Genomic DNA, 24,456 nt, shown 5'->3' with positions numbered 1-24,456 from the left:
CGGCCCCTGACGTGCCCGGGCTTCGGTTTATTCTCGACCTCGTACAAAAAGCGGAACAGGGCTGCCGGTGACTCGCGGTGCTCGGATCGGGGCGGGATGTGCGGGGTGAACCGGTTCCAGGGCAGGCCCCGGGGTCGTCGTCCTCGAGGTTGGGGTGGCTTCGTATCCCTCCGGCTCGCGGCCATCGAGTCGCCGCTGACGCGTCAAGCACCCTCCTGACGCGTCAGGACCCCTGCTGACGCGTCAACCGCCTGGTGTGAGTCCTGAGATGCGTGTGATTGCCTTGGGGAATCGCGGCAGGGCGTGCTGGCATGCCTTCTGCTTGGGTTTCCGAGCGAATCATCACCACACAAGGGGAGGCTCATTCGTATGAGCATCGTACAGCCAATCTATACCGGCGGAAGCTACAATATCATCCAGACGGTATACCAGCTTTCGAGGTTCTCTGGTCTGGGCGACAGCCTGGAAGACACGGCCTCCAACATCGCTCAGCAGCTTGGGCCAATCATCGATGCTGCGTTGACGAGCAATAGTCAACAATTGGGTGTGTGGACGCGAGTGTGGGGACCTTGCGTCTATCAAACCGACACAGACTGCAGCGGCAAGGGCAGGGTGTCCAAGGTGGCCGACAATGTCATGTACGCGGTCCACAATGCGCAAGCGGACTGCTATGTCGTGGCGATTGCTGGTACCAACGGGAACAGCGACACCGCGCACAATTGGTACGACACGGACTGTCTGGACAATAGCGTCACGAACACGGTGGCCTTCCCGGTGGGAATCACCCCGACGAACAGCACCAGTCCCAGTCAATTCAACGTGGGGAACGTTTCGCAGGGTGCGGCACGGGGGACCACGAATCTGCTGAACATGCTGGATTCGCAGACGAATCAATCGCTTCAGACCTTCCTGGGGGAGAAAGCGTCCTATCAGGCGACGCTGATCTTCGCTGGGCACAGCCTGGGTGGCTCGCTCTGCCCGACCTTGGCCCGCTGGCTCTATCAGAACGTCTTCGATGTGAAGCGGTGGGCCGCGCTCTATGTGCTGCCGACGGCCGCCCCCTCGACCGGAGATCAAGGATTCGTCAACGCCTTTACTGCGCTCTTTCCGCCGACGGCGATCTCCGGCATCGCGAATTATGGCTACTGGAACCAGGTCATCTGGAACCAGTACGATGTGGTGCCGCACGGCTGGACCAACTTGATGAACGTCCAGCCGTACAATGTGCAGAACGACGTGGTGTGGGATTACGTCGAGAACAAGTCGTGCCAGACGCTCTACGGCCCGCTCAGCGGCTTCCTGGGGCTCGATGCCAACCTTGTTTATGGCGCGATCAACCAGATGTACCAATTGCTGCCGAGCCCGAATCCCTACGTCAGACTGCCTTCGCAGAAGTTCACGCCGTCGCCGCTGCCTCCCCATCCGGGTAGCTTCAATGATTTCATGACGACGGTGGGGCAGCAGCACCTCAACGCCTATGATTCCTTCTTCGGGGTGACACCCAACGTGGCGAAATTGAAGGTCAGCCTGATGCCCTCGGTGCCCGGCGACGCATCCGCGACGGAGGAGCGTTCCGCGCCAGTGCGAAGCACCGCCTGATTCACGGCTTCCCGTGGGGCGGAAGTGTCCGGGAGCCACCCAGCACGGAGGATCAGCGCCACCGGTGTCCGCGGGGGCGCGTGTTGGCTCCCGTGGACTCCCCGCGAATCTGGCACGCGGGGCGGCGAAAAAATCCGGGGCCCTGAATCCTTTCTGGCGCGACGTGACTTCTCCTGGTGAATGGAGGGCGTCATGAAGCGAAATGTCGGGAAGGTGGAGCGGCTGTTCAGGGCCCTGGGCGGGTTGGTGCTGGTCACGTGTGCGGCCCTGGCGCCGCTGTCGCTGGCCATCCGGGTCGCGACCTTCGGAGTGCTGGGGGCGTATCTGCTCTTCTCGGCCCTGGCGGGGAGCTGCCTCGGCTATGCCCTGATGGGCCGCTCGACGTGCCCCCTGGGGCCGGGGCGCTGATGGGCGCGGGGCACGGAGGGTTGCTTGCCGCGGCGGCCCGGGGTGATGACGAGGCCCTCGCCGCGCTGGTGCGCACCTACCACGACCGGGTGTACCGGTTCGGCCTGCGCGTGTGCCGGGACGGCTACGACGCGGACGATGCGGTGCAGGAGGCCTTCACGAAGCTCGCGAAGCGCCCCGAGGTGCAGCGGGACGCCAGCGTCCTCTCGTGGTTGATGAGCGTGGTGCGCAACACGTGCCTGCGCATGCTCCGTCCCTTCGTCCGCGAGCGGCAGTCCCTGGGCGAGCAACTGAGGGAGGACGCCGCCCTTGTGTCCGACGCGCTCGACCCGCAGAAGGCGCTGGAGCGATGGGAGCTTATCCAGTCCGTCCATGCGGCCATCGCGGCCTTGGAGCCCATCTATCGCGAGGTGCTCATCATGCGAGACCTCGAGGGGCTCTCCGGCGAGGAGGTTTGTAGAGCCCTGGGGCTTGAGCTGGCCGCCATGAAGACGCGGCTGCACCGTGCGCGGACCCAACTGCGCGAGGAGCTGCTGCGCCGAGGTGAATGGCGTGAGCACGGCAAGCGCATGAACTGACGTTCGCGAGCAGGTGCCTTTCGCGGGCACCTGGTCATCGCCGATGCTCATGCGCGCGGACTATGTCGCGGAACGGCGGAGCCACTCCTCGAACTGCGTCGGCCCGACACGAACTCCGTCGCCCGGCGTGAGCGATTGGTCGTCCAGCTCCACGCCAAAGTAGGGCGCGTGAGCATCGGCGATGACCTTGCGCCCGTCCTGCTTCGCGGTCATGAAGCGTTGGACCACGTCGACGAGTCGCACTCGCTCCGGCCCGGCCACTTCGACGATGCCATTGACCGGCGCGCCCAGCGCCGCTTCGGCCACCGCATCCGCCACGTCGTCCGACGAGATGGGCTGTATGAGCGCCGTGGAAACGCGCACCGTCTCGCCTTCCGTTCCCGCCTTGGCGATGCCGCCCATGAACTCGAAGAACTGCGTCGAGCGCACGAGGGTGTACGGAATCCTGCCGGCAGTGATGAGCTTTTCCTGCGCCATCTTGCCGCGAAAGTAGCCGCTGCCCAGAAGCCGCTCGGTGCCGACCACCGACAGCGCGACGTGGTGCTTCACGCCGGCCTTCTCTTCCGCCGCGAGGAGATTGCGCCCCGAGGTCTCGAAGAACTCCAGCACGGCCTTGTCCTCGAACGACGGCGAGTTCGCCACATCGACGACCACCCGCGCGCCCGCGAGCGCCTCCTCCAGGCCTTCACCCGTGAGGGCGTTGATGCCCGAACTGGGCGCGGCCGCCACCACCTCGTGGCCCTGCCCGCGAAGCCTCGTCACCACCTTCGTTCCGATGAGGCCGGTGCCACCGATGACCACGATCTTCATGTTTGCCTCTCCGTTGACGACGAGAATGTAGGCATGAAAGGGTATGGCAGCCATGACAGATACCCCGGAATTTCTGCCAGTTTCGGGCGGGCAGCGCACCGTGCTCTTCGTCGCCTTTCCCGACATGGGGTTGCTGGACCTGACGGGGCCCCAGACCGTGTTCTGGGCCGCCTCAAAGGCCCTGGCGGAGTGCGGATTGCCGGGGTACCTCCGCCACACGGCGAGCCTTGATGGTGGGCTGGTGCAGTCGGCGGAAGGCGTCGCGTTGCAGACGGTGCCGCTCGCCGCGTTCGCGAGAGTCCCTGTCGACACTGTCGTCGTTCCTGGCTCGCCGAACATCGAGCAGGTGCTGGCCCGCTCCGAGCCGCTGATTGAATGGCTGCGGCTGAAGGCGGCAGCGACCCGCCGCACCGCATCGGTCTGCAGCGGCACCTTCCTGCTTGCCCAAGCCGGGCTCCTTCAGGACAAGCGCGCGGCGACACACTGGGCCATGTGCGACCTGCTGCGCGAGCGCTTCCCTTCAATCAAGATCGACCACGACGCGCTCTTCGTCCGTGAAGGCCCTGTGTGGACCTCGGCCGGCGTCAGTGCGGGAATCGACCTGGCCCTCGCGCCGGTGGAGGCGGACCATGGTCATGACCTGGCCATGAAGGTGGCAAGGGAGTTGGTCGTCTTCCTGAAGCGGCCGGGTGGGCAGTCGCAGTTCAGTGAGCTGCTGAAGTCGCAGACGAAGGACGGCGACGCCTTCGATGAGCTGCACCTGTGGATCTCCGACAACCTGGGCAGCGACAACCTCACCGTCGAAGCGCTGGCCGAAAGAGCCCGCATGAGCCCGCGCAACTTCGCGCGTGTCTACAAGCAGAAGACCGGCCGTACTCCGGCGAAGGCCATCGAGGTCCTGCGGCTGGAGGCCGCCCGGCGGATGCTGGAGGATTCGAAGCGCAACGTCGACCAGATCGCCCGCGTGTGCGGCTTCGGGAACGAGGAAAGGATGCGGGTGACCTTCCAGCGCAATCTTTCCATCTCGCCAAGCGACTACCGGAAGCGGTTTGCGACGTGAAGTCTTCATGCTGTAACGGCGACGGGAGGGTCTGGTGAAACGACTGGGGACCGTGGTGTTGGGGCTCGTGCTCGCGGGAGTGACGCTGGCGGCGTCTCCTCGCTCAGAGAATCCGGAAGGCTTCGTCCTCGAGCCCTTCCAACCCTGCGCGCCTTCCGGAGCCGGCTACCTGGCCTTCACCCCGGGTGGGCGACACATGCTGCTCGAAGAACCGGAGGATGCTGGAACGAGGCGCATCTGGGCCGTCGAGCCGGGTACCCGGACTCCCCCTGTACTCCTGACGGGCGCCGCGGCCTCCAACGAGCATCTCGCCTGCGGCGGTGATGCGTTGAGCACCTGTGTCGGCTGCCGAGGCCTGACTCCGGATGGCGGGAGCGCTCGGACCCTCGGCGTCGCGTGCCGATGGTACCGGGGTGACGGAGGCTCGGACGAGGTCCGGTTCCATGGTGACTGGGCCGAGGGACTGGAGGGGCCGTACTCCTTCGAGGTCCATCCGGAGCGGCACTCGGTCGCGTTGCGGAGCTCCGACAATGCAATCCGTGTCATCGAGCGTGACGGGGGAGTGTCCCCATCCCTCCGGATACCCGAGCTGCGGTGGGTGACGCCCATGGGCTGGGAGAAACAAGGAGCGCGCTACCTGCTTCGATTCGGGGTCTCCACGACCCCTGGCGTGCAGTATTTCGCCGGTGACTACAATCCACCCGCCGAGAGAGAGCTCCTCAGCGCGCTGTGGGATCCGAGCACCGGCGTGGTGGGCGCGACGCAGGTGTGGCCGGACGACGGCGAGAGTCGCTCCTTTTCACCCAGCCGTCGGTATGCCCTGGACCTTGACCCGAGGGATGGGCGGGCGCCGGTGCTCGAGGAGGTGTCCTCCGGGGCCATCCGTCGGCCGAAGTTGCCCGAGCGCGTGCGGAATGCGGTCCTGGGGGCATCTGGAGGCATTCCGGCCTCCTGGTCGGGTGGTTCGCGGTGGCTCGGCGAGAGCTGGGTGGCCCTGAGCCTCGACCCGCTTGTCATCCTCGATACCCGGACGCTGAAGCTCTTCTATCCGATGGCCCTGCGGACGCTCGTGACGCTCGAATCCTTCAGTCCGGACCTGCGCTGGGCGGTGGGTCGCGCGCCGGACGGAAGCTGCCAGCTCGCGAGCCTCCGACCGACGAACGGAGCGCAGGTCCCCAGGCGTCCCTACCCGGCATCGTGGTGGCCCGAGGCGGCCACCGAGTAGCGGAGGAATGGCTCAATCCCACGCAGGTGCCGTGCCCCGTGTCACCGTGATGGCGCCGGGGCTATCCTCCCGGCATGTCCCACGTCGACTACGTGAAGATTCGTGGCTGCGAGGCCTCGGAAGAGGTGCGGCCAACGCTCCAGAGGCACGGCATCACCGCGGGCCCGGACCTTCACGAGAAGGAGAAGGTGGAGCAGGTGTTGCTGGCCGCCCTGGATGACTTTCCGGAGGCGCTCATCTGCGTGGTGTTCCAGGACACGTTCCTGGAATTCGAGCACGGCGTGTTCCTGGCCTCCGATGACGGGCTCGACGAGGCGGAGGTCTGCTGGTCCTTGAAGGAGGATGAGCGGGTCGGGTTCTCGGTGCCTGAAGGGGAGGAGGCCCAGGTTCCGCTCTCCGTCGGCGCGGACAGCCTGCTCGACCTCTTCGACGGCACGACGAAGGATGCTTCCGCCGAGGAGCACCTGCTGCGCCTGCCCGAGCGCTTTTTCGAACTCCCGAAGGCACTGCGGATGCTGGCGCATATCGCCGCGGTGCTCGAACCCGACCGGTTCCAGGTCCTCGTGGACATCGCCGGGCACTACTACGTGGCCACGCTGGAGCGGAAGAAAGGGGTCGTCCTGGCGCCGCTCTACCCCTGGGTGGAGGACGGCGAGGTGCGGAAGCTCATGCGCTCGGCGGTGGGCACTCCGGCGTCGGAGACCTTCGAGCCCTGTCCGAAGAAGGTGCGGACCCGGGGTGGCTCGAAGCGGGACCCCCAGCAGCCCTTCACCACGGGCTCGCTGAAGGCGCGCATGGACAGCGTCCAGGACGCCCCCGTCATGGTCCGCGCCGCGTATGGCAGCAAGACCTTCGTGGATACTCCCGAGGCCTTCGAGCAGCTCGTGGCCGCGCTGCGGGCCCCGGAGAATGGGGGACCCCGGTTCGCCCCGGTGCGGAGCGCGCTGTACCAGGTGCTCTTCAATCACTGGCCGGAGAAGACTCGGCCGCTGCTCTTCTCCGGGCTGGAAGCGGAGCAGGACGACGCGGTGCGAGGGCGGCTCTACGCCTGCCTGTCGAGGGTGGAGGACCCGGCCGCGTACCACGCCCTGGCGCGAGGCATGAAGGTGGAGCCGCCCGGGGTGCTCGAGCGGCTGTCCCAGGTCATCTGGCGGCAGACGGCCACGGTGGAGCTGCTGGTCCGTGAGTACCTCGTCCCCGCATGGCCGGAGGACCGCGCGCTGGCGGACCGCCTCGTGAAGGTGCTGCGTGACGAATACGTGGAGATTCCGCCCGCATGGGTGTCCGAGGCGCCCGAGGAGCTGCTGAAGGTGCTCGGCCCCGTCCTCGCGAAGGCCTAGGGACGCGGGGCATCACGCCCGCCACTCCGGGCCAGGGTCCACCACCAGGTTCGCCATGTCCCTCCGCTGCATGTGCCGAGATGAAGGCTCACTGCAATCCACTGGACTGTCGCGCGATATGTCGCGGGGATTTTGAATCTCCGCGACGCCGTTGCGTACATTGCGCATCCAGCCACTCAAGGGGTCCACCGCAATGCACAACCCATTCAAATCGAAGGCCTTCATCGTCATCGCATGTGTCCTGGGGTCCATGACGGCCAGCGCCCAGGATGAGGACGAGGCCGCGTCGGTCAAGGTCGGCAAGGACGGAAGCGTGAAGGTGAAGGCGCAGGGAAATACCGTCGAGACGCGCGGCGGAACGACACGGGTACGCTCGGGCGGAGGCGTCGACGTCCAGGTCGATGGCGCCATGGCGCATGACGATGACGACGAAGCTGACACGTCGTCGCGGCGCAGCGGCTCGCTCGAACTGGTGGACTCCGAGCGCACTGTGACGCACGACTGTGCCGACGGGGGCAAGGTGGAGATCGTTGGCTCCGACAACAAGGTCACCCTGACGGGGACCTGCGAACTCGTCGAGGTGACGGGCAGCGACAATCAGGTCGTGGTCCACACCGCGCACCGCATCGAGACGACGGGCAGCGGCAACAAGGTCTCCTGGAAGCAGGGCGCGGAGAAGGGCAAGAAGCCGCGCGTCAGCAACACCGGAACCAACAACCGCATCGCCCAGGCGCGCTGAGCCGGGACGTCGCGAGGAGGTGGGGCAGGCAGACCTTCGCCCCACCTCCCGTTCCCACGGGGATGGCCCGAGGCCGCGCCTGCCTTCATTCAGGCGCGAGGGTGGCGTGGCCTTCGCCCGCCAGACCGGCCTGGCAATCGTCACATTTAATTGTGATTAATCCCGGTTAATCAGCACGACAAGCAGAGTGGCCTCTACCTGCCGCCGAAAGGGTCACGGCAGGGCTGACAATCCAAGAGGTCAATCCATGTTGAAGCAAGTCATGCGGCCGTTGTTCCTGGGGGCGATGTGGTTGGGCGCCTCTGCCTGTGGTGGAGCGCCGATGGACGAGGCGTCCGCCGAGACGGTGGAAGTGGGCGAGGTGGAGCAGAACGTGTGTCAGCCCGGGACGTACCAGGGTGCTTGTCGCGACTACGGCAGCGGTGGGTGGCTGGACTCGAGCTGTCCGAGCGGGACGCCGTACAAGTGGAGCTTCTGGAACTGCTCCCAGTACATGTATGGCTCCGGAGCGTCAGCCCAGTACTACCGCCAGTACTGCTTTGACCTGCAGCTCTACACCTGCCACAGCAGCATCAACACGCCTCCTGCCGGGAGCCCTCCGCCCGTCGGCCCCCCGCCGCCCTGCAGGCAGAACTGCTAGTCCGTGTCTGGCTAAAGCGGGGTCGCGCGAGGGATTCGCGCGGCCCATGCCGCGCGTGACGCCAATCATACGTGCAGTCATGTCATGTGGGGAAAATAGGACAAAGTTGACAGATTGGCAAAGGCGCTCGCGACAAGTCCGCGCGTCTGCCGTTGAGTCCCGTGCATGGGTGGACCGACCGACCGCACCTACGGCTTCTGCTACCACGACGGACTGTGAGCGGCTCGAGGTGAGCTTGTCCAGGCCCCCGCGGTGCCCCTCGTGGGAGGGCGGCCTGGACAGGCGTTTCCCACGGGGCCCGGCCCGTGCTCAAGCGCTCCGCGACGCGATGAGCGCGAGGTTGCGCGGAGACAGGCGCCGATCGAAGAGCTGGAGGAGTTCGACCTGGAAGCCCAGCTCCTCCAGGAGGATTGCGCGATCAAGCAGGAGCACGACTTCCAACGCCCTCGCGAAGCGGTCCCTCAGCAGATGGCAGAGCAAAAGCTCCCGCGTCTCGGCGCGAACGGACACCTCGAAGGCATTCAGCTCGGCGTCCGTCATGTGGGCGTCGAGGCCCAGGCGCTCCAGGCGGTCGAGTGCGTAGACCGCGAAGGGTCCGTCATAGAGCGCTCGGGGCGCGTCCCCGGCCCTCACGAAGCCGCGCTCGGGAAAGTGCCGCTTCGCTAGGAGATCGAACGCGAAGCGCCACGCGTAGACCCGCTTCATCCGTGCGAACTCCACCTCGGTCTTGTGATGCCGTCCCCGCGTCGTCAGCGCCAGGGCGTGCGAGGTGAAGGGCAGTGGGTGCGCGCCCCCGAAGCCGGACACGGGGTAGTCCCGAGGGACCTCCAGCTTGTCGTAGCAGCAGCCGATGTTCAGGACGAAGCCCGCCCCCTGGCTCTTGCGGAGCTGCGTGAGGGCGAGCGGCCCGCAGGTGTGCAGGCCGATAGAAGCCCGGTCCAGGCCGGAGAAGAGCGGGTCGATTCGCGGTTGGAGTCCGTCCTCGACGGAGGCCTGGATGAAAGACAGGGTGTCCCCGACCGGGGAGTGGGTTCTCGTCAACCACCGCCGGCCCTTGTCCTGCAGTGCGGCATCCCTATCGATGCTGTGGAAGGTCCACCCGAACGTCCGCGCACAGAGGCGGGCGAGATGTCCCATGCCGCCGCCGATATCGACCGCCTGGTGGATGAAGCGCGTTCTCGGCGCGAGCAGGGCGAGCACCCGCTCGAGTTCGTGGGTCTTCTTGGTGCTGAGTCCCTGCGTCTGCGCGACTGTCAGCGGATGAATGCCCTCGTGCCAGGGCAGCGCTGTCAGTTCCTGGAGTGCGCCGAGGAGCGCGCCCAGGGACGGAGGAGGGACGCCCACGAGCACCCCCTGGTCCAGCCGCCGCTCGCCCGCTTCATCGAGCGACCGGGCATAGGCAAGCCAGTCCTCGGGATAGGCGGCGCCGGACTCGGGCCAGCCCTGGAGGATGGAGCGGGACCAGAGCGGAGACCAGGGCCCGAGCAGGTGCGTGAGCGCCTCGAGTCGCGCCTGGAAGTCCATGGCGGCGCATCCTACGCGCCGCTGCTCCGCCCGTGGGTGATGACGAGGGGCCCCCTCAGCCGCCGTGCTCGGCAACGCATGGGCGCATTCATGCCCCCAGGCGTTGTTCCTCGTCGGAGAGGAGCACGAAAGCCCGTCCGCCGTCAGCCGCCTCGGTAGGTGGTGTCGAGGATGCCGACGCCCGCGCCTTCCACGTACAGGGTGACCTGAGTGCCCTGGGTGGCGGCCTGGGTGGCGCGCTCGAACAGGCCCAGGCGCTCGGCCTCGCTGTACTGGTAGCCGGCGGACGAGGCACCCGAGCCCAGATAGTAATAGCTGCCGACGAAGCTCCCCGTGCAGTTCGCCCCGGTGTTCACCTGCACGACCACGTAGCCCTGGCCGTAGACGACATTGGGTTGCCGGGTGTACTTCGCCGCGCAGACGTAGCCATTCACGGTGATGGGGGCCGCCAGGGCCGTGCTGGAAAACCCGACCGACATCATCACCGCCGAAACAACGATGGACGCTCGCTTCATGGTGTTGTCCCCTTGTGCTGTGGATTGAGGCCTCCGCACCCAGGCTGGGTGTGGGGCTCCGGAAAGCGTCTCTGCCTTTCCTCGCGAGATAACGTGCGAAGGGGGATTTCTTCCTCACCGCCTGTTCGCGTTCGAGCGTGGGATGAGGTGGGAACTGGCGCGCGCACGCAGGGCGAGGTGGATGGCGCGGCGCGCTCTTGATGTGTCCCAGGTGGGGTCAGAAGGTGACTTCTTCGATGACTTTTGTGTGGTCGCCTGGCAACCGGGGTGCCACCTGCCCGGCGAGCTCCTTGATGCGCGCCGCGGAGCAGCCGCCGCAGCCCAGGGCGTCCTTGAGCTTCTTCCCGCCTGGACCGGCCCGCAGGTTCTTGACGGCGTTCCACGCGTTGATGAGGCCGAACTTCCGGGTGCGCACGGTCTCCCCTCGGATCGCCTTGCAGATCAGCTCGAGGTCCGCGTCATCGAACTCGGTGAGGTCACGGGCTTTGTCATCATTCGGGTGGTTGGCATAGAACACCCTGCGTTGCCTGGAGAACGTGGGCCGGGTGTTCAGCGTCTGCATGAGCGCGCTGCCCGCGGTGAGGTCTCCCGGCCCGGGCACGCAGTCGGAGACAATCAGCGGAGCATCCGTGAACCCCTGGAAGACGGGGTCGATCAGCGTCATCCGGAGGTCGAGCTGACTCGGGCTGGGCGCCGGTTCGAGCACGAAGCCCTTGCGATGCCGGCCGCGCACCTTCTTCATGAACCCGCAGGTGGTGGGGACCTCCGTCGGCATCCATTCTTCGTCCGCGAGCGAGTGGTCCGCGCCCGTCGCGATGATTGCGCCGAGTGAATGCGCCACCACCTGCACGGTCGTCCCCGAGTGCGCTCCCCGCGCCTGAACGATGGCGTTGCGCAGACAGTCCGCCGTCTCCATGGGGTGCCGGTTGTCCGGGTAGAAGAAGTCGTAGACCTGCGCATTGGACGGGAAGTTGTTGATGGCCGGGTCCATCACCTCGGGCCCGGCACCGATGCCATGCACGGAGATGTAGGGCACCTTGTTCGGATCGATGGGCCCTCTGGGTCGCAGCTCGCACATGCCACAGCGCGCGCGCATCCGTGACCGCTCCGCGCCATTCGTCCGGTCACCCGCCGTGGTCGGCGTGGGATTCAAGACGGGGGTTGGAGCAGGCGCGGCCTGGGGCGCGAAGGAGGCTTGCACTGGCGGCCCCTCGGCCAGGGTGGCGCCCGCGTCGGTCCCTGCGTCGGCGCCCGCGTCCACGACAGGCCCCGTCCCCGCATCCCGCCCTGCGTCCGAGCCCGCGTCGGCGCCTCCGTCCGAACCCGCGTCTGAACCACCACCGCCACCGCCGTCCGAACCTGTGTTGGAACCCGCATCGGTGCCTGCGTCGTCGTCACAGGTGGCTGTCTCAGTGAACTCCTGCTCAGGAGGAGGACAGCCGGCGTCTCCGGCGTCACCCGCATCTCCAGCGTCCCCGGCGTCAGCGCCTCCGTCACACTCGTCGCAGACCTCGGGCTCCTCCTCGTCTTCGGTCGACATCCCTTCGCGCCACTGCTCCGTGCTCCCTGTGCCCTTGTCCTCCGAGAGGCAGGCCGACATGCCGACGGCAAGCACGAGCATCGCCAGGAAGAGCGCGCGGGCAGCGAGGGGACTGGTGGTCGGGGGTGGCGGTGGCTGGGAAACCAGCATGGGATGTCCTGGATTGAGAAGGAGTTGCGAGCCCTCCCCGCGAGCATAGGACAAACAGCGGGGCCTGAACAGGTTTACATGGAAATCCACGAGAATCGGAATGGGCCGCCAGACGCTGATGCTGGGGCTGACGGCGCGCGGTATCGGAACCTGTGTCCAGGCTGACGATGTATCCCGAAGTCATCCGCCGTGAGCTTTCAATCCCAGATGAGTTCATCCATCCGCTCGGGCGGGAGTGGAGTTGACGGGACGAGGAGGGCGGCTAACGAGAACACATGTTCACGATTTGCGGGGGCACTGTTTTCATGTAAGCAAACCAAGACAGAGGGGGATGTCCATGCAGCGGTTCTTGAGAGTGCTGGCTGGCGCGGTGTTACTTGTTTCGTGCGGAGAGTCCGCGAGCGAATCAGTGAAGACTCCGGTGCGTCTCGAGGTCGAGCGCGAGTTGACGGCACGCGGCTTTGATTTGCGCGAGATGTCCGTGGTGCCCCGGAAGGAAGGGGACGACACGTACCACCAGCTTCGTGTCGACGAGCTGCCCGTGTGGGGCGTGGGCGCGAAGACCGCGAACGGGAAGACCCGCGTCACCCCGGTTCGCGTCGAGCCCACGGCGAAGGTCGAAACCCAGGCGCGCGTCACCCGGGGCGAGGCCGAGGCGGCGGCCCTCTCGGCGCTGGGCGACCCCACTGGGACGGTGTTGCGCGGCGGAGAGCTGATGCTGCGTCCGCACGAGGAGCGGCGGTTCAAGCCGGGTGTGCCGGTGGTGGGCTCTCACGATGCGACGCAGTATGAGCGTGTCATCACCGAGCTGACGCCCATCTACCGACTGACGCTCTCCACCGGTGGCCCGGGCTCTCTCTGGGCCTTTCCGCGTGAGTGGGTGGGCGAGGTAGACGCGCTTTCGGGCAAGGTCCTGCGGGTGGCTCCGGCGGAGGTACACGTCACCTACGCCAACGCGTCCTTGAAGGGGCGCTACTCCGGCACCAACACCTTCTCGGTCGTCGTCAACACGGCGAAGGCGCTGTACAAGCTCGAGGACAAGCGGGGCAACACATTCCTCGCCACGCGCCCGAACGGCGACGGCACCATTTCCTATCTCGACTACTCGAGCCCCGATGCGTCCTTCGGAGATGGCGCGCTGTTCAACGTCACCTCCGAGGCTCGGAGCACGAACGGAGAGACCGCCGCGGTCGACGCCTTCTTCGCCTCGAACATGACGTCGACGATGTTCGAGTACTTCCTCGGCCGGACGGGGTCCAAGGCGCTCCCCCCGATGGAGTTCAAGATGCACTATCCATGGGACAACGCGGGCTACATCGCGAGCAGCAATGACCCAAGGGTCTTGATTGGCTATGAGACCTATCCGGCGCCGACGGGGGTGACGACGCTCGTCCACCTCGCGACCACCGACATCGTCGCCCACGAAATCACCCACGATTTCTTCATGCGTGAGGTGTGGGGGGATCCGAGCCTGGGCTCCGGGGCGTCCGGAGAGATTGCTGCCCTCAATGAGGGCACCGGCGACATCATGGGCTTCTTCACCGAGCTGGGGCGCGACACCCTCAAGCGGCGCCCCCTGAATGAGATTGACCAGGTGCTCCTGCGCCCCGCCAATCTGACGATAGGCGAGGACACCGGAGTTGCAGGACGCAGCCTCCTGACGCCCTCCAATCCGGAGTGGACCCCGGACCTCGTCAACTGGGATGAGCACGAGAGCTGTGGGCCCATCGACCGGATGTTCCTGCTCCTGGCCTATGGCTGTCAGCCGCTGGCGCAGGGCCAGTCTCCGGGGCCCTGGAACTGCCCGAGGGTCCCCGAGGGCTTCACGGGCATCGGGCCGTCCACCGCGGCGGTCATCTGGACCCGCACGGTGGAGGCGCTCCCGGTCGGGGCGGACTACGCCCAGGCCCGAGACGCCGCGCTCATGGCGGCCGGGGTGATTGACGGCGCCTCCTCCTCGACGAAGATGCGCGCAGTCGCCTCTGCCTTCGCGGCGATCAACGTCGGCGCGGTGCCGGACAACCAGCCGCCGCAGGCGACGCTGTCCTGCCGGCAGCGCGGCTCGGACATCGAGTGCTCTGGGACGATCACCGACGCGGAGACTCCCAACCAGGCCCGCCAGGCTCCGCGCCTCGTGGTCGACGGCGGCGTGCAAACGGTCGTGCTCCCAAGCTTTCAGTTCACCCAGCTCATCCCCGCGGGCGCTCTCTCCACGGGGCCCCACACGATTGTTCTCGAAGCATGGGACCTCTGGAACAATCAGGTGACCAAGAGTGTGACAGTGACGCTGGACCGGACGCCGCCCACTGCGTCGCTCACCGTCACGGGCTCGCTGAAGCAGCCGTGGTTCTTGATCACCGCGAACGACGCTTCGGGAATTGACTCGGTCGACTTCATCCGGAACGGACAGTTGATTGTCTCGCTCATGGCGCCGCCGTTCGAGCACCAGTTCGACACCACCACCTGGGCCGATGGTACCTACCCGCTGACCATCAATGTCTCCGACCCGGCCGGTAACGTGACGACGCTCACGCACACGCTGAGGGTCGACAACACACCGCCTTCGGTGTCGATGGCCGTGAGCTCCTCCGGGCCGCCGTTCACCGTCAACGCTTCCGTGAGTGATGCATCCGTGATTACCCGGGTGGACTTCAAGGTGGACGGAGTGGTGTTCGCCACGAGGACGAACTCCGCGACGACCTACTCCGTCAGCTACTCACCGACCGACGGGCTGGCTCACAACCTGATTGTCGAGGTCACTGACGCGTTCGGGAACAAGGGTGTCGCGACCCGGGCCGCGCCGCTCGACAGCACTCCGCCCGCCGTGACGTTCATCGCGTCCCAGTTGGGCACCACGGTGACGCTCAGCGCGAACGTCACTGATACGTGTGGCATCCAGTACCCATACTCGCTCTTCGTGGACGGCACCCTGGCCGCCCAGCCCACCACGCCGGGCTACGTGCTGACGTTCGGCTCGGAGATGGCGTCTGGAACGCACGTGTTCCAGGCGCTGGCGCAGGACCGTTGCGGCAACACGGCCAACTTCGTGGCCTCGTTCGTCAAGTCGAACTCCGTGCCGGTGATTGTCTCCATCACGCGCAACGACACCCAACCCAAGAAGCCGAAGTTCACGGTGGCCTGCAACGACCCGGAGGGAGTCCACCACGTGGAGATGCGCGAGAATGGAGTCATCCTCCAGTCCGACACCACCGCGCCGTACGAGTTCGTCGTCGACACCTCCTCGCGCACGGACGGCGATTACATCGTGCTGTTCCAGTGCTCGGACAACGCGGGCTTCGCCAGCAGCCCGGAGACCCGGACGGTGATCGCGGACAACACGGGCCCGACGTTCAACTTCAGCGTCCAGGGCTCACGTCGCGCGTATCTGGTGTCGGCGGGTGCGGTGAGCGACTCACACGGTGTGCAGTCGGTGACCCTGAGCGGAGGCCTGATTGGAGGCTTCACCGTGACGCTGCCTGTGGCCCCCTACGCATACGTGTGGAACATCGCGGGCACAGCCCCGGTCCAGAGCGACCTCCCATTCTCTATCTCGGCGCGAGACACCTGGGGCAACGAGTCTTCGCTCAGCCGCATCTGCTATGTGGACACCGCCTCGACGCAGGACGTCGTCCTGAATTGTCATTAGGTGTCCTGAAGCCCAGACAGGCGGCCGGGCCCGGAGAGTTTTTTCCAGGCCCGGCCGTAAATTCTCAGTCGGTCAGACAGACCCACCTGTTGTGCGGAATGGCCTGGCAGAGACAATAGCCCGGGGTGCCGTTGGCGAAGGTACAGCCAATCTCCCGGTCCGGGCTGCAGACCTTGCCCTGGAGGGACTCGCAGGTGGCGGCCTGCGCGGACACTTCCTGCTCGGGAAGGGCGCCAGTCTCGGTGCCCTCCGGGACTTCTGCTCCGCCACAGCCAACGATGGAAACGAGAGCTGCGAGTGCCAGTACACGAAGATTCATGTTGGAAACCCCGTTGCAGTTGTAGCCCTCGAATCCAACTGCGGGCCCTGGGCTTGGGTCAAGCGCCACCCTTCTGACGCGTTGCGCCCATTGTCCACCCCACGTCAGTGGATGTGTGGGAACTGGCGGCACCGGAGGTCCCTCGGCCCGAGTGGCTTCCAAGAAGTGCCTGGCTTCAAGTGAGGGATGGCTCAGTTGTCCATGGGGATGCGGCTCCTGCCTTTCCCGCGAACCCTCTCCAGGGAGCGAAACACCTCGTGGAGACGAATGTGTCGGTGCTCGGCCATGCTATGGAAGAGACATGAGTGATTCGACCACGCTTCTGGGGGCCCGCAACGTGCGCGTCAGCGCGGACTTCTGGAAGAAGTGCGCGCCCCTGCTGGGCAATAACGTGTTCCTCGACCTCGCCCTGGTGAGGCGCACGGCCTGGGGAGACCTCGACTTGTCGCTGCCGGAGGGGACGCGGCTGATTGGCTATGTGAAGCAGGAGAAAGACTATCTGGTCTTCTTGAAGACGCTGGAGTCGTTCCTGCCGAAGTCACCCACCACTGGCCTCAAGTCCTGGGGCGAGGCTGTCTTTGAGTCCACGGGAGGGGGCCGCTGGCGCGTGCTGTTCCGCTATGGCCCGAAGCCGGAGATTCGCGTTCGCTACCAGGTGTGGGCCGTCAAGCCTGTCTCGTCCATCCGGCCGCTGTCGCGCGCGAAGGCGACGCGGGCCGCGCGCCCCGACGAGGAGCGGCTCTTCGTGGACACGGAGACGGACTTTCGGGGCGTGGCGCTGGTGGGCAGCGAGCTCTGGGTGCGTGCGGGCAGTCTGGGCGAGCCGGGGCGCGGCAAGCGCACTGCGTTCAAGGACGCGAAGCAGGCCCGCGCCGCGGCGGACGCGCTCATCGCGAAGCTGCACAAGAAGGGCTTCGTCGAGCGCAAGCTCTGACAGGAGACCGCCGGACCCCGTTCCTCGGATTTCGATGCCCGGGCATGAAGGCTTGCTCGGGCGAGGTTGTCGGGTTGGAGTTCGGGCCCCGGCGCGGGGGCTGATGTGGGTGGGCTGGGACTCCACGCGCGTTCGGAGGCATGATGATGGGAGCCGCCGAGGCGTGACCCGGTCCTCGCGGGTGACGCACGGGTGCCAGGAACCAGGGTCGTCGCAGGGGGAGCGCGGGAATGTCGGAGTCGGTCGAGCAGAGGTGCCTCCGGTGTGGTGCTCCGGATGCGGGGAGCGTGGCGCGCTGTGTGTGCGGCGCCAGCCTCCGGGTGGACGTCGTGTTGCGGGACGCGGTGGCTGACGAGCGGACGCGCTTCGCGTTGGCCCGGGCCATCTCGCTGCTGGGCCCTCCCGCGCCCTCGTTCTCCGAGGCGCGAACCCTGCTCGCGACGGCGGGGGCGCCCCTGGCCCGTGGCGTCTTTCGCGCCTTCGCGGAGAAGCTCCTGGAGGTGCTGCGCGCCCAGGGCGCCCGCGCGGATTTGCGGCCGTTCGTGGAGTCGGTGGTGCCCGTCCAGGAGTCCTCGCGTGGACTCCTGAGGGCGCTTGTGGGTGCCTGCGTCCTGGTCGGGTTGGTGGGCGGCATCTGGATGGCTCGCTCTCCGCGTTTCGAGCGCACGCGCTCGAATGTCCTGGCCCTCGCCACGGGTGAAGACACTCCGGGCGAGGCGGCCCCCGTGCCCTCGGCCCTCTCCACCGCGGAGATTTCACGCCGCGCCGGCCCGAGCACGTTGACGCTGCGGTGTGGGAGCAAGACGGGCTCTGGCTTCTTCGTGGACTCCGAGCTGGTGCTGACCAACCAGCACGTGGTGTGTCCGCCGGGCAAGATGATGACAGCGGTGCTCGCGGACGGGCGGGAGTTGCTCGGTGAGACGGTCGCCAGTGACGTGGACCTGGACCTCGCCACCGTCCGCGTCGTGGGCGCGAAGGCAGTCCCGTTGCCACTGGGAGACGTCACGCGCCTGGAGCCCGGTGACCCGCTGGTCTTCATCGGCAGCCCCAAGGGCCTGGACTTCACCGTGCACGAAGGGAAGGTGGGCTTCGTGGGCCGGCAGTACCTGGGCACTGGCTATGTGCAGTTCAATGCCTCGGTGAATCCGGGCAACAGTGGCGGACCGCTGTTGAACGGACGCGGCGAGGTGGTCGGCGTCGTCTCGATGAAAATCGAGAACGCGGATGGGCTGGGGCTGGCGCTGCCCATCGCCTATGCGAGCAAGCTCGTCTCCGTGCCCACCACGCCCGAGTCCACGGAGCGCTGGAGTCAGTTGCTCAAGCGCGTGGCGCGCGACGAGGAGCGCGAGGTGCGGCGCTTCCAGGTGGACACCGAGCAGCAGGTGGTCCTCTCGGTGCAGCGGGTCGACGGGCTGGGGCTCATCGTGCTGGTCGTCGAGCGGTTCGACTCGCCACCCACGGCCGTGAAGCGCCGCATGGAGCTGGAGGCGGAGGGGAAGACGTGCACGCTGGATTTGGAGTTCGAGGACTGGCGGCCGCTGAGCCAGTCGCTGGCGGCGCAGGAGGACTCGCGGCGGCTGCGCTGGTTCCTCTCGCGAGGCCTCACCCTGGGCATCCACATCGGTGGGGCGCGGCTGCCCGTCGAGACCTGCTCGCTCCCAGAGGTCGGCACGGCCTGGCTGAAGTCAGGGCAGGGAAGTGGTGAGAACGAGGAGCGCATCGAGGTGTCGCTCAAGGACGTCAGGGAAGCCCGTGAGACGTGGACCCGGAACCCCGCGGGCATCCAGCGCTGGGAGCGGGAGCGCTTCAAGCAGAGGCTGGCGGGGAATCGCACACGGGAGGAGGAGGAGCGGTGGCGCACGTCCTTCGGCAAGGCCCGCGCGCGTGTCGCCCGCTTCGAGGAGGAGCGCGCGCGTCTGCGCAAGGACGAGTCCTCCGGCAAGCCGGTGGCAAAGCGCCAGTTGGAAGTGGAGGCGGAGCTGAAGCTGGCGAGCCAGCAGCTCGCCGAACTCGAGCGCTACGCCGTGGAGAAGAACGTTCCCCCGGAGTGGCGGCGGTAGGCCCTGGGGCCTGGGGCTCCGCTTTCGCACCTGTCGCCATGTCCGTGGCAGGTGCCGGAACGAGGTCGGAGGGGTCTGCTGGCGCTTTCGCGGTGGGCTCAGGACCTTCAAGGCAGCTCACGTCCATCCCCGCTCCTCAGCGCGCCCAGCTTTCCTTGGTGCTTACCTCCGGCGACGGTGCTCCTCGACCCCATTGTCTTCCTGCGTGGCAATGCCCGCGACCGTATGCCGCCAACCATTGCGAAGACCGTTCCGCCGACCTTCATCCAAGGACCAAGTGACTCAATCTGAGCACAGGCAACGAGGGTGAGTCCTGGGATGAGCGTCACTATTCCACCAGCAAGCCGCCACGGGTTGTTTGTACTGTGAAGCGCAAATCAAAGTGACCTCGAATTCGCGCTCCATGCCAGTGCAGATGTTGCTGGATGCGTAAGGATTGCCCGCTCTGCCTGTCCACCTCGAGTGGCAAGCGAAAGAGGCTTCCATGCACAGAAGAAGTGTCCTCGCGGCCCTGGCCCTCATGTTGGGGTTCGCGGCCGGGTGTAGTGCTACGCAGCCGGAGCCAGCCGGCTCGGTGCGGTTCCTCGTCTCCGAAGGTCAGCGCCTGACGCCCGAGGGAATCACCCGGGTGACGGTGACCGTCTCGGCGTCGGACATGGAGCCCATCGAGGCCGAGCTCACCCTGACGGACGGTGTCTGGAAGGGAGTGTTGGAAGGCATCCCCGCGGGCACCGGGCGCAGCTTTGAAGCCCTGGCCTATGACAACACTCACTGGTGGCGCTACCAGGGTGTCGTGACGGATGTCACCATCGAGTCCGGCAAGCAGGCCCTGGTCGCCATCGTCTTGCAGGAGTTTGTCTTTCCCTCCAACCCATTCGACAACGCGGTGCCTGTCATTGATGGGCTCGCGGTCTCCTCCACTGAGGTGGCGCAGGGGAGCGAGGTCACCTTGACTGCCGTGGCCCGTGACCCAAATCCCGAGGACAGCCTCACGTACACGTGGACGGCCAGCGTGGGCGGGCTGTCGAGCTCCACCGGCCGGGTGGTCCGCTGGACGGCCCCCTCGCAAGCCGGGTCCGCTGAGCTCACGCTCACCGTCAGCGACGGGCGAGGCGGGGCTTCCGGCACGAAGCTGTCCTTGAGCGTCCTCTCCGGTGCGACTGGCGCCATCGTCGAGACGAGCTTCAACCACGTGCCTGTCCTCCAGCGGATCTCCGCTTCGAGCGGCCGGGTGGATGTGGCGGAGACCACCGTGCTGACGGCGGCCGTGACGGACACGGATGGAGACTCGATTCGGTACGAGTGGAGCGCGAGCTGTGAGGGCACCTGGACGGACGCCGAACGCGCCACGGCGCAATTCACTCCCTCCGTGCGTCCAAGCAGGGGCTGCAACAACTGCCGCATCACGGTGGGCATTCGTGACTCGCGGGGGGCGTGGACCTCGGGTCGGCTCTCCATCTGCGTGGGGCCCGCCCCTTCACCCGTGGTTGTCGCCGATGCCCAGGTCTGGGGATCCGCCGGGGAGCCGGTGATGGTGGTGGTGCCGCCGGGCAGGCACGTCGCGGAGCTGATGCTCTGGGGGGCGGGGGGCGGAGGCGGTGCCCCGGGGCCTGGAGGCGGAGGCGCATGGCTCCACGCGCGCGTCCCGGTCACTCCAGGGGAGTCTCTCGAGCTGCGCATCGCGAGCGGTGGCGACTCGCAAGGGGGCGGTGGTGGCGCTTCGCAGGTCCTCCGTGCCGGGCAGGTCCTGCTGGTGGCGGCGGGAGGCGGCGGGGGAGGACATGACGGATGCAGTGGTTGCTCCAGGGATGAAGACCCCCTGGGCGGAGCAGGGGGCGGTGGAGGCCCCGTGGGCGGGAATGGACAGAACGGCCGGCTCAATGACTACCACCTGTCCGGAGCGGGAGGCGGCGGCGGAGGAATGCAGAACGCGGGAGGTGTGGCGGGGCCGAGCAACAACCGGCAGCCGCCGGAGCCGGTGACCTGTGCGGCGCCGGGGCTTCCGGGAGACGCTTTGCAAGGAGGGGCGTCTCGTGCCTGCCAGTCCAGTGCCCAGCCCGTCGCCACCGGCCACCTGGGAGGACGCGGGATGGGGAATGGCTCTGGAGGGGGAGGTGGCTCGGGTTGGTATGGCGGAGGAAGTGGCGGCAGCCGGTACACCTACTCAGGAGGAGGCGGTGGCGGCGGCTCGTCATATGCGCATCCCAGCGTCACGCTCCTGGCGACTGAAGGCGGCAACGGTCAGCAGCCGGGTGGACGGATTGTGACGGGATACCTGGGCATCGCCGGCCGTGGGGGAGAGCCCCTGACGAATTGGCAGACGGAGCAATCGACTCCGGGAGCGTCGGGCCTGGCCCTCCTGTGGTGGAGGTAGCCGCGGCGAGTCCGTGGGGCCTTGCGCAAGCAAGGCCTCTTCTTCCCGATGACTGCCATTGTCAGAAGACGAAGCCTCGGTGGCTGGGCCGAGGCGTCTGACGGGGGAAGGGGAGTGGGCCCTCCTGGATTCGAACCAGGGACCAATCGGTTATGAGCCGACAGCTCTAACCGCTGAGCTAAGGGCCCCCATGCGTGAACAACCCGCGTGTCCGGTGGCATATCCCCGCGCATGCGTTGCTGGCAAGCGCCACTCGGCCCCCTGATTTGACGCTGCCTCTCGCGTCGGCGTGAGGCTTTGTGCGCGCCTTGCGTCAGCGCTTCCGCTTCGACGTGGGAGCGCCCGTCTTGCGTGAGGCCTGCTGCTTCGCGGGCGTCGCGGGCTCCTGGGCCACCTTCACCCGGAACACCTGCCCACGCTGCTCCACCGTGACGCCCTCGGCGCGCAGGCGCTTCGCCTGCTCATTCGCCACCGTGGACGCCAGCGTCCCTCCCGCCTTCGTCACACGCCACCACGGCAGCTCCTGTCCCGGAGGCAGCTTCGTCATCTCGCGCCCCACGCCGCGCGCCGCCCCGGGACGTCCCGCGTACAACGCCACCTGCGAGTACGAGCGCACCTGGCCTCGCGGAATCGAGCGCACCGCGCGCCATACCGCCTCGGAGAAGGGCGGACGCTTCGGCGGAGCCGACGCCTCGGGTTCCACTCGGGACTTCGTCTTCGTCGTCGTCCTGGACCTGGAGAGCGCCACGGCGCCCGACTCTAGAAACACGAAGGCCCCCGGTCCATGAAGGAGCGGGGGCCTCGGGACTTCCCGTGACGGCTCACGATGGAGCCGTCAGGAAGGCGTCAGCTCTCCACGAAGGAGCGCAGGCGCTTGGAGCGGCTGGGGTGACGCAGCTTGCGCAGCGCCTTGGCCTCGATCTGACGGATGCGCTCGCGCGTCACCTCGAAGTCCTGGCCCACCTCTTCCAGCGTGTGGTCGCTCTTCTCGCCAATGCCGAAGCGCATGCGGAGCACCTTCTCCTCGCGCGGCGTCAGCGTGGCCAGCACCTTGCGGGTCTGCTCCGCCAGGTTCATGTTGATGACCGCGTCCGCCGGCGACACGAGGCTCTTGTCCTCGATGAAGTCACCCAGGTGGCTGTCCTCTTCCTCGCCAATGGGCGTCTCAAGGGAGATGGGCTCCTTGGCGATCTTCAGGACCTTGCGCACCTTGTCGAGCGGCAGCTCCATCTTCTCCGCGATTTCCTCCGGCGTCGGCTCGCGGCCAATCTCCTGCACCAGGTAGCGGCTGGTGCGGATGAGCTTGTTGATGGTCTCGATCATGTGCACCGGGATGCGGATGGTGCGGGCCTGGTCGGCGATCGCGCGCGTAATGGCCTGACGAATCCACCAGGTGGCGTAGGTCGAGAACTTGTAGCCGCGCTTGTACTCGAACTTGTCCACGGCCTTCATCAGGCCGATGTTGCCCTCCTGGATGAGGTCCAGGAACTGGAGGCCGCGGTTCGTGTACTTCTTCGCGATGGACACCACGAGGCGCAGGTTCGCCTCCACCAGCTCGCTCTTGGCGCGCTCGGCCCGCTTCTCGCCCAGGCGGATGGCGTCGTAGTTGCGGCGCAGCGCATCCACGGGGAGGTTGGCCTCCTCCTCCACCTTCTTGATCTTCCGAACCGCCGTGCGCACGTCGCGGTCCAGGACCTCGAGCTGCTCGGGCGTGAGGTTGAGCTGCTTCTGCAGCTTCTTGCCGATGTTCGGATTCTCCCGCGACTCCTTCAGCTGCGGGCGCAGCTCCTTCATGGAGATGCCGTAGCGGCGCTCCAAATCACGAAGCTCGTCCTCGGCCTTCTCAACGCGCTCGATGAGCCCCTTGAGATTCACGACGATGCGGTCGACCTGCTTCTTGTTCAGCCGCATCTCCTCCAAGACCTCCATCATCTTGGTCCGGAGGTCCTTCATCTCCTGCTTGAGCTCCTTCTTGCGCACCTCGGTCAGCTTCTTCTTGGAGATGAGCTCCTCTTCCAAGACGTCGCAGTCCTTGGCGAACTTGCGGAAGCGCTCGATCTGCTTGCAGATCTGCTCAATCTTGTTGAGCTCGCTCTGCGCAAGCTGCGCCGGGGCGTCACCCTCGCCGACCTCCTCGGGAGCCTCCTCGGCGCCCTCGGCCTGGGCCTCCTCGGGCGCGTCCTTGATGACGTCGCGCACGCGCAGCTTGGCCGTCTTCAGCTTGTTGCCGATGTCGAGGATCTCCTCGACGGCGACCTTGCAGGCGAGCAGGGCGCGCAGCACTTCCTTCTCGCCCTCTTCGATGCGCTTGGCGATTTCGACCTCGCCCTCGCGCGTGAGCAGGCTGACGCTGCCCATCTTGCGCAGGTACAGGCGCACCGGGTCGTTCGACTTGCCACCCGGCTCGTCGTCTTCGTCCTTCTCGTCCTCGTCGACGTCTTCCTTCTCCTCCTCGACGGTGACGGTGGGCTTGATCTCGTTGTTCTGAGCAGCCTTCTGCGCATCGACAATCTCGATGTCGTTGTCGCCGAACATGCTCATCACGTCGTCGATTTGATCGGACGACACGATGTCGGCGGGCAGCGCGTCATTCACCTCGTCGTAGGTGAGGAAGCCCTTCTCTCGCCCCTGGGCGAGCAGGTCCTTCACTTCCTTGCGCTCGGCGACGGGGTCCTCCTCGACGTCGTCCTCGACGGCGTCCGGGTCCACCTCGACGGCGGCGGCGGCTTCTTCAGCGGCCTCCTCGGGGTCCACGTCCGCGGAGACGACGCCCTTCTTCTTCTTCTTCGTCTCGACCTCGGCGGGCGCCTCCTTGGCCTCCAGGGGCTCCTGCTCCTCGGTCCCAGCCTTCACCCCAGCACCCTTCGCCGCGGGACTGTCCGGTGCCTTCTTCTTGCGGATCACCGGATCCACCTTCTTCTTGGTGGGCTTCACGGACGCCTTCGAGGGCTTCTGCGTCGGCATTCGGGTACTTCTCCTTAAGAAATTCAGGGGC

Annotated in this window: 19 protein-coding genes and 1 tRNA gene; 12 read left to right on the top strand and 8 right to left on the bottom strand. The window is 66.6% G+C overall.

Going from position 1 to position 24,456, the window contains the following annotated elements:
* The first annotated feature begins 369 nt into the window (after nt 1-369).
* From HUA76_RS15675 to HUA76_RS15665, 3 genes are all read left to right on the top strand, one after another.
* On the top strand, nt 370-1,599 hold the full coding sequence (locus HUA76_RS15675; protein ID WP_174453393.1) for a hypothetical protein: 1,230 nt from the start codon (nt 370-372) through the stop codon (nt 1,597-1,599).
* 192 nt (nt 1,600-1,791) lie between these two features.
* Nucleotides 1,792-2,007 (top strand): DUF2892 domain-containing protein, encoded by a 216-nt coding sequence (locus tag HUA76_RS15670; protein WP_174453394.1) that lies wholly within the window; start codon nt 1,792-1,794, stop codon nt 2,005-2,007.
* The gene (locus HUA76_RS15665; RefSeq protein ID WP_371817186.1) at nt 1,983-2,585 is read left to right on the top strand and encodes an RNA polymerase sigma factor; all 603 of its coding nucleotides are present in this window, start codon (nt 1,983-1,985) and stop codon (nt 2,583-2,585) included. Before HUA76_RS15670 ends, HUA76_RS15665 begins: the two co-directional genes overlap by 25 nt.
* A gap of 60 nt (nt 2,586-2,645) precedes the next feature.
* On the opposite strand, the gene HUA76_RS15660 is transcribed toward HUA76_RS15665, so the two are convergent.
* A complete protein-coding gene (locus HUA76_RS15660; RefSeq protein WP_174461328.1) occupies nt 2,646-3,395 on the bottom strand; it encodes an SDR family oxidoreductase in 750 nt (249 codons plus the stop codon).
* A 43-nt stretch (nt 3,396-3,438) separates the two neighbouring features.
* On the opposite strand from HUA76_RS15660, the gene HUA76_RS15655 reads away from it, so the two are divergent.
* The 5 genes from HUA76_RS15655 (at nt 3,439) to HUA76_RS15635 (ending at nt 8,399) form a co-directional block, all read left to right on the top strand.
* Nucleotides 3,439-4,455, top strand: coding sequence for a GlxA family transcriptional regulator (locus tag HUA76_RS15655; RefSeq protein ID WP_217439733.1), 1,017 nt, complete (start codon nt 3,439-3,441; stop codon nt 4,453-4,455).
* 34 nt (nt 4,456-4,489) lie between these two features.
* Nucleotides 4,490-5,680 (top strand): hypothetical protein, encoded by a 1,191-nt coding sequence (locus HUA76_RS15650; protein WP_174461327.1) that lies wholly within the window; start codon nt 4,490-4,492, stop codon nt 5,678-5,680.
* Nucleotides 5,681-5,754: 74 nt separating this feature from the next.
* A complete protein-coding gene (locus HUA76_RS15645; protein WP_174461326.1) occupies nt 5,755-7,020 on the top strand; it encodes a hypothetical protein in 1,266 nt (421 codons plus the stop codon).
* A gap of 193 nt (nt 7,021-7,213) precedes the next feature.
* Nucleotides 7,214-7,759, top strand: a complete 546-nt coding sequence (locus HUA76_RS15640; RefSeq protein ID WP_174453397.1) for a DUF3060 domain-containing protein — start codon at nt 7,214-7,216, stop codon at nt 7,757-7,759.
* Between the two features lie 247 nt (nt 7,760-8,006).
* Complete coding sequence (locus HUA76_RS15635; RefSeq protein WP_174453398.1) at nt 8,007-8,399, top strand: hypothetical protein; 393 nt, start codon at nt 8,007-8,009, stop codon at nt 8,397-8,399.
* Nucleotides 8,400-8,708: 309 nt separating this feature from the next.
* Here HUA76_RS15635 and HUA76_RS15630 read toward each other — a convergent pair whose 3' ends face one another.
* The 3 genes from HUA76_RS15630 to HUA76_RS15620 form a co-directional block, all read right to left on the bottom strand.
* Entirely contained in the window at nt 8,709-9,923 is a 1,215-nt protein-coding gene (locus tag HUA76_RS15630; RefSeq protein WP_174461325.1) for a methyltransferase, read from the bottom strand.
* Between the two features lie 143 nt (nt 9,924-10,066).
* Nucleotides 10,067-10,438: a hypothetical protein gene (locus HUA76_RS15625; RefSeq protein ID WP_174461324.1), complete on the bottom strand. Its 372-nt coding sequence runs from the start codon at nt 10,436-10,438 to the stop codon at nt 10,067-10,069.
* A gap of 217 nt (nt 10,439-10,655) precedes the next feature.
* Nucleotides 10,656-12,128: a triacylglycerol lipase gene (locus tag HUA76_RS15620; protein WP_174453400.1), complete on the bottom strand. Its 1,473-nt coding sequence runs from the start codon at nt 12,126-12,128 to the stop codon at nt 10,656-10,658.
* Between the two features lie 421 nt (nt 12,129-12,549).
* Between HUA76_RS15620 and HUA76_RS15615 the strand changes: the two genes are divergently transcribed.
* Nucleotides 12,550-15,774 carry an Ig-like domain-containing protein gene (locus HUA76_RS15615; protein ID WP_174461323.1) on the top strand — a complete coding sequence of 1,075 codons (3,225 nt, stop codon included), beginning with the start codon at nt 12,550-12,552 and terminating at the stop codon, nt 15,772-15,774.
* Between the two features lie 64 nt (nt 15,775-15,838).
* On the opposite strand, the gene HUA76_RS15610 is transcribed toward HUA76_RS15615, so the two are convergent.
* Nucleotides 15,839-16,093, bottom strand: a complete 255-nt coding sequence (locus tag HUA76_RS15610) for a hypothetical protein (RefSeq protein WP_174461322.1) — start codon at nt 16,091-16,093, stop codon at nt 15,839-15,841.
* Between the two features lie 301 nt (nt 16,094-16,394).
* Here HUA76_RS15610 and HUA76_RS15605 point away from each other — a divergent pair, with 301 nt between their 5' ends.
* The 3 genes from HUA76_RS15605 (at nt 16,395) to HUA76_RS15595 (ending at nt 21,461) form a co-directional block, all read left to right on the top strand.
* Nucleotides 16,395-17,027, top strand: a complete 633-nt coding sequence (locus HUA76_RS15605) for a hypothetical protein (protein ID WP_174461321.1) — start codon at nt 16,395-16,397, stop codon at nt 17,025-17,027.
* 230 nt (nt 17,028-17,257) lie between these two features.
* Nucleotides 17,258-19,087: a S1C family serine protease gene (locus HUA76_RS15600; RefSeq protein ID WP_174453403.1), complete on the top strand. Its 1,830-nt coding sequence runs from the start codon at nt 17,258-17,260 to the stop codon at nt 19,085-19,087.
* Between the two features lie 484 nt (nt 19,088-19,571).
* The gene (locus HUA76_RS15595) at nt 19,572-21,461 is read left to right on the top strand and encodes an Ig-like domain-containing protein (protein WP_174461320.1); all 1,890 of its coding nucleotides are present in this window, start codon (nt 19,572-19,574) and stop codon (nt 21,459-21,461) included.
* A 115-nt stretch (nt 21,462-21,576) separates the two neighbouring features.
* Here the strand turns inward: HUA76_RS15595 and HUA76_RS15590 are convergent.
* From HUA76_RS15590 to rpoD, 3 genes are all read right to left on the bottom strand, one after another.
* Nucleotides 21,577-21,649, bottom strand: a tRNA-Ile gene (locus HUA76_RS15590).
* A 125-nt stretch (nt 21,650-21,774) separates the two neighbouring features.
* Nucleotides 21,775-22,209 carry an MGMT family protein gene (locus HUA76_RS45335; RefSeq protein WP_174461319.1) on the bottom strand — a complete coding sequence of 145 codons (435 nt, stop codon included), beginning with the start codon at nt 22,207-22,209 and terminating at the stop codon, nt 21,775-21,777.
* A gap of 98 nt (nt 22,210-22,307) precedes the next feature.
* Entirely contained in the window at nt 22,308-24,425 is a 2,118-nt protein-coding gene (rpoD, locus tag HUA76_RS15580) for an RNA polymerase sigma factor RpoD (protein ID WP_141644122.1), read from the bottom strand.
* Between the last annotated feature and the right edge of the window lie 31 nt (nt 24,426-24,456).

It is taken from the genome of Myxococcus sp. CA056 (assembly GCF_013336715.1).
Classification (GTDB): Bacteria; Myxococcota; Myxococcia; order Myxococcales; family Myxococcaceae; genus Myxococcus; species Myxococcus llanfairpwllgwyngyllgogerychwyrndrobwllllantysiliogogogochensis.
Note: the sequence above shows the minus strand (reverse complement) of the source record. Positions and strands in the feature narration are given on the sequence as shown.

Coding starts and splice junctions, on each gene's coding strand:
- rpoD (WP_141644122.1), bottom strand. CDS start 24,425: ATGCCGACGCAGAAGCCCTCGAAGGCGTCCGTGAAGCCCACCAAGAAG.
- HUA76_RS15600 (WP_174453403.1), top strand. CDS start 17,258: ATGTCGGAGTCGGTCGAGCAGAGGTGCCTCCGGTGTGGTGCTCCGGAT.
- HUA76_RS15620 (WP_174453400.1), bottom strand. CDS start 12,128: ATGCTGGTTTCCCAGCCACCGCCACCCCCGACCACCAGTCCCCTCGCT.
- HUA76_RS15670 (WP_174453394.1), top strand. CDS start 1,792: ATGAAGCGAAATGTCGGGAAGGTGGAGCGGCTGTTCAGGGCCCTGGGC.
- HUA76_RS15625 (WP_174461324.1), bottom strand. CDS start 10,438: ATGAAGCGAGCGTCCATCGTTGTTTCGGCGGTGATGATGTCGGTCGGG.
- HUA76_RS15640 (WP_174453397.1), top strand. CDS start 7,214: ATGCACAACCCATTCAAATCGAAGGCCTTCATCGTCATCGCATGTGTC.
- HUA76_RS15605 (WP_174461321.1), top strand. CDS start 16,395: ATGAGTGATTCGACCACGCTTCTGGGGGCCCGCAACGTGCGCGTCAGC.
- HUA76_RS15610 (WP_174461322.1), bottom strand. CDS start 16,093: ATGAATCTTCGTGTACTGGCACTCGCAGCTCTCGTTTCCATCGTTGGC.
- HUA76_RS15635 (WP_174453398.1), top strand. CDS start 8,007: ATGTTGAAGCAAGTCATGCGGCCGTTGTTCCTGGGGGCGATGTGGTTG.
- HUA76_RS15660 (WP_174461328.1), bottom strand. CDS start 3,395: ATGAAGATCGTGGTCATCGGTGGCACCGGCCTCATCGGAACGAAGGTG.
- HUA76_RS15595 (WP_174461320.1), top strand. CDS start 19,572: ATGCACAGAAGAAGTGTCCTCGCGGCCCTGGCCCTCATGTTGGGGTTC.
- HUA76_RS15655 (WP_217439733.1), top strand. CDS start 3,439: ATGGCAGCCATGACAGATACCCCGGAATTTCTGCCAGTTTCGGGCGGG.
- HUA76_RS15675 (WP_174453393.1), top strand. CDS start 370: ATGAGCATCGTACAGCCAATCTATACCGGCGGAAGCTACAATATCATC.
- HUA76_RS15645 (WP_174461326.1), top strand. CDS start 5,755: ATGTCCCACGTCGACTACGTGAAGATTCGTGGCTGCGAGGCCTCGGAA.
- HUA76_RS15630 (WP_174461325.1), bottom strand. CDS start 9,923: ATGGACTTCCAGGCGCGACTCGAGGCGCTCACGCACCTGCTCGGGCCC.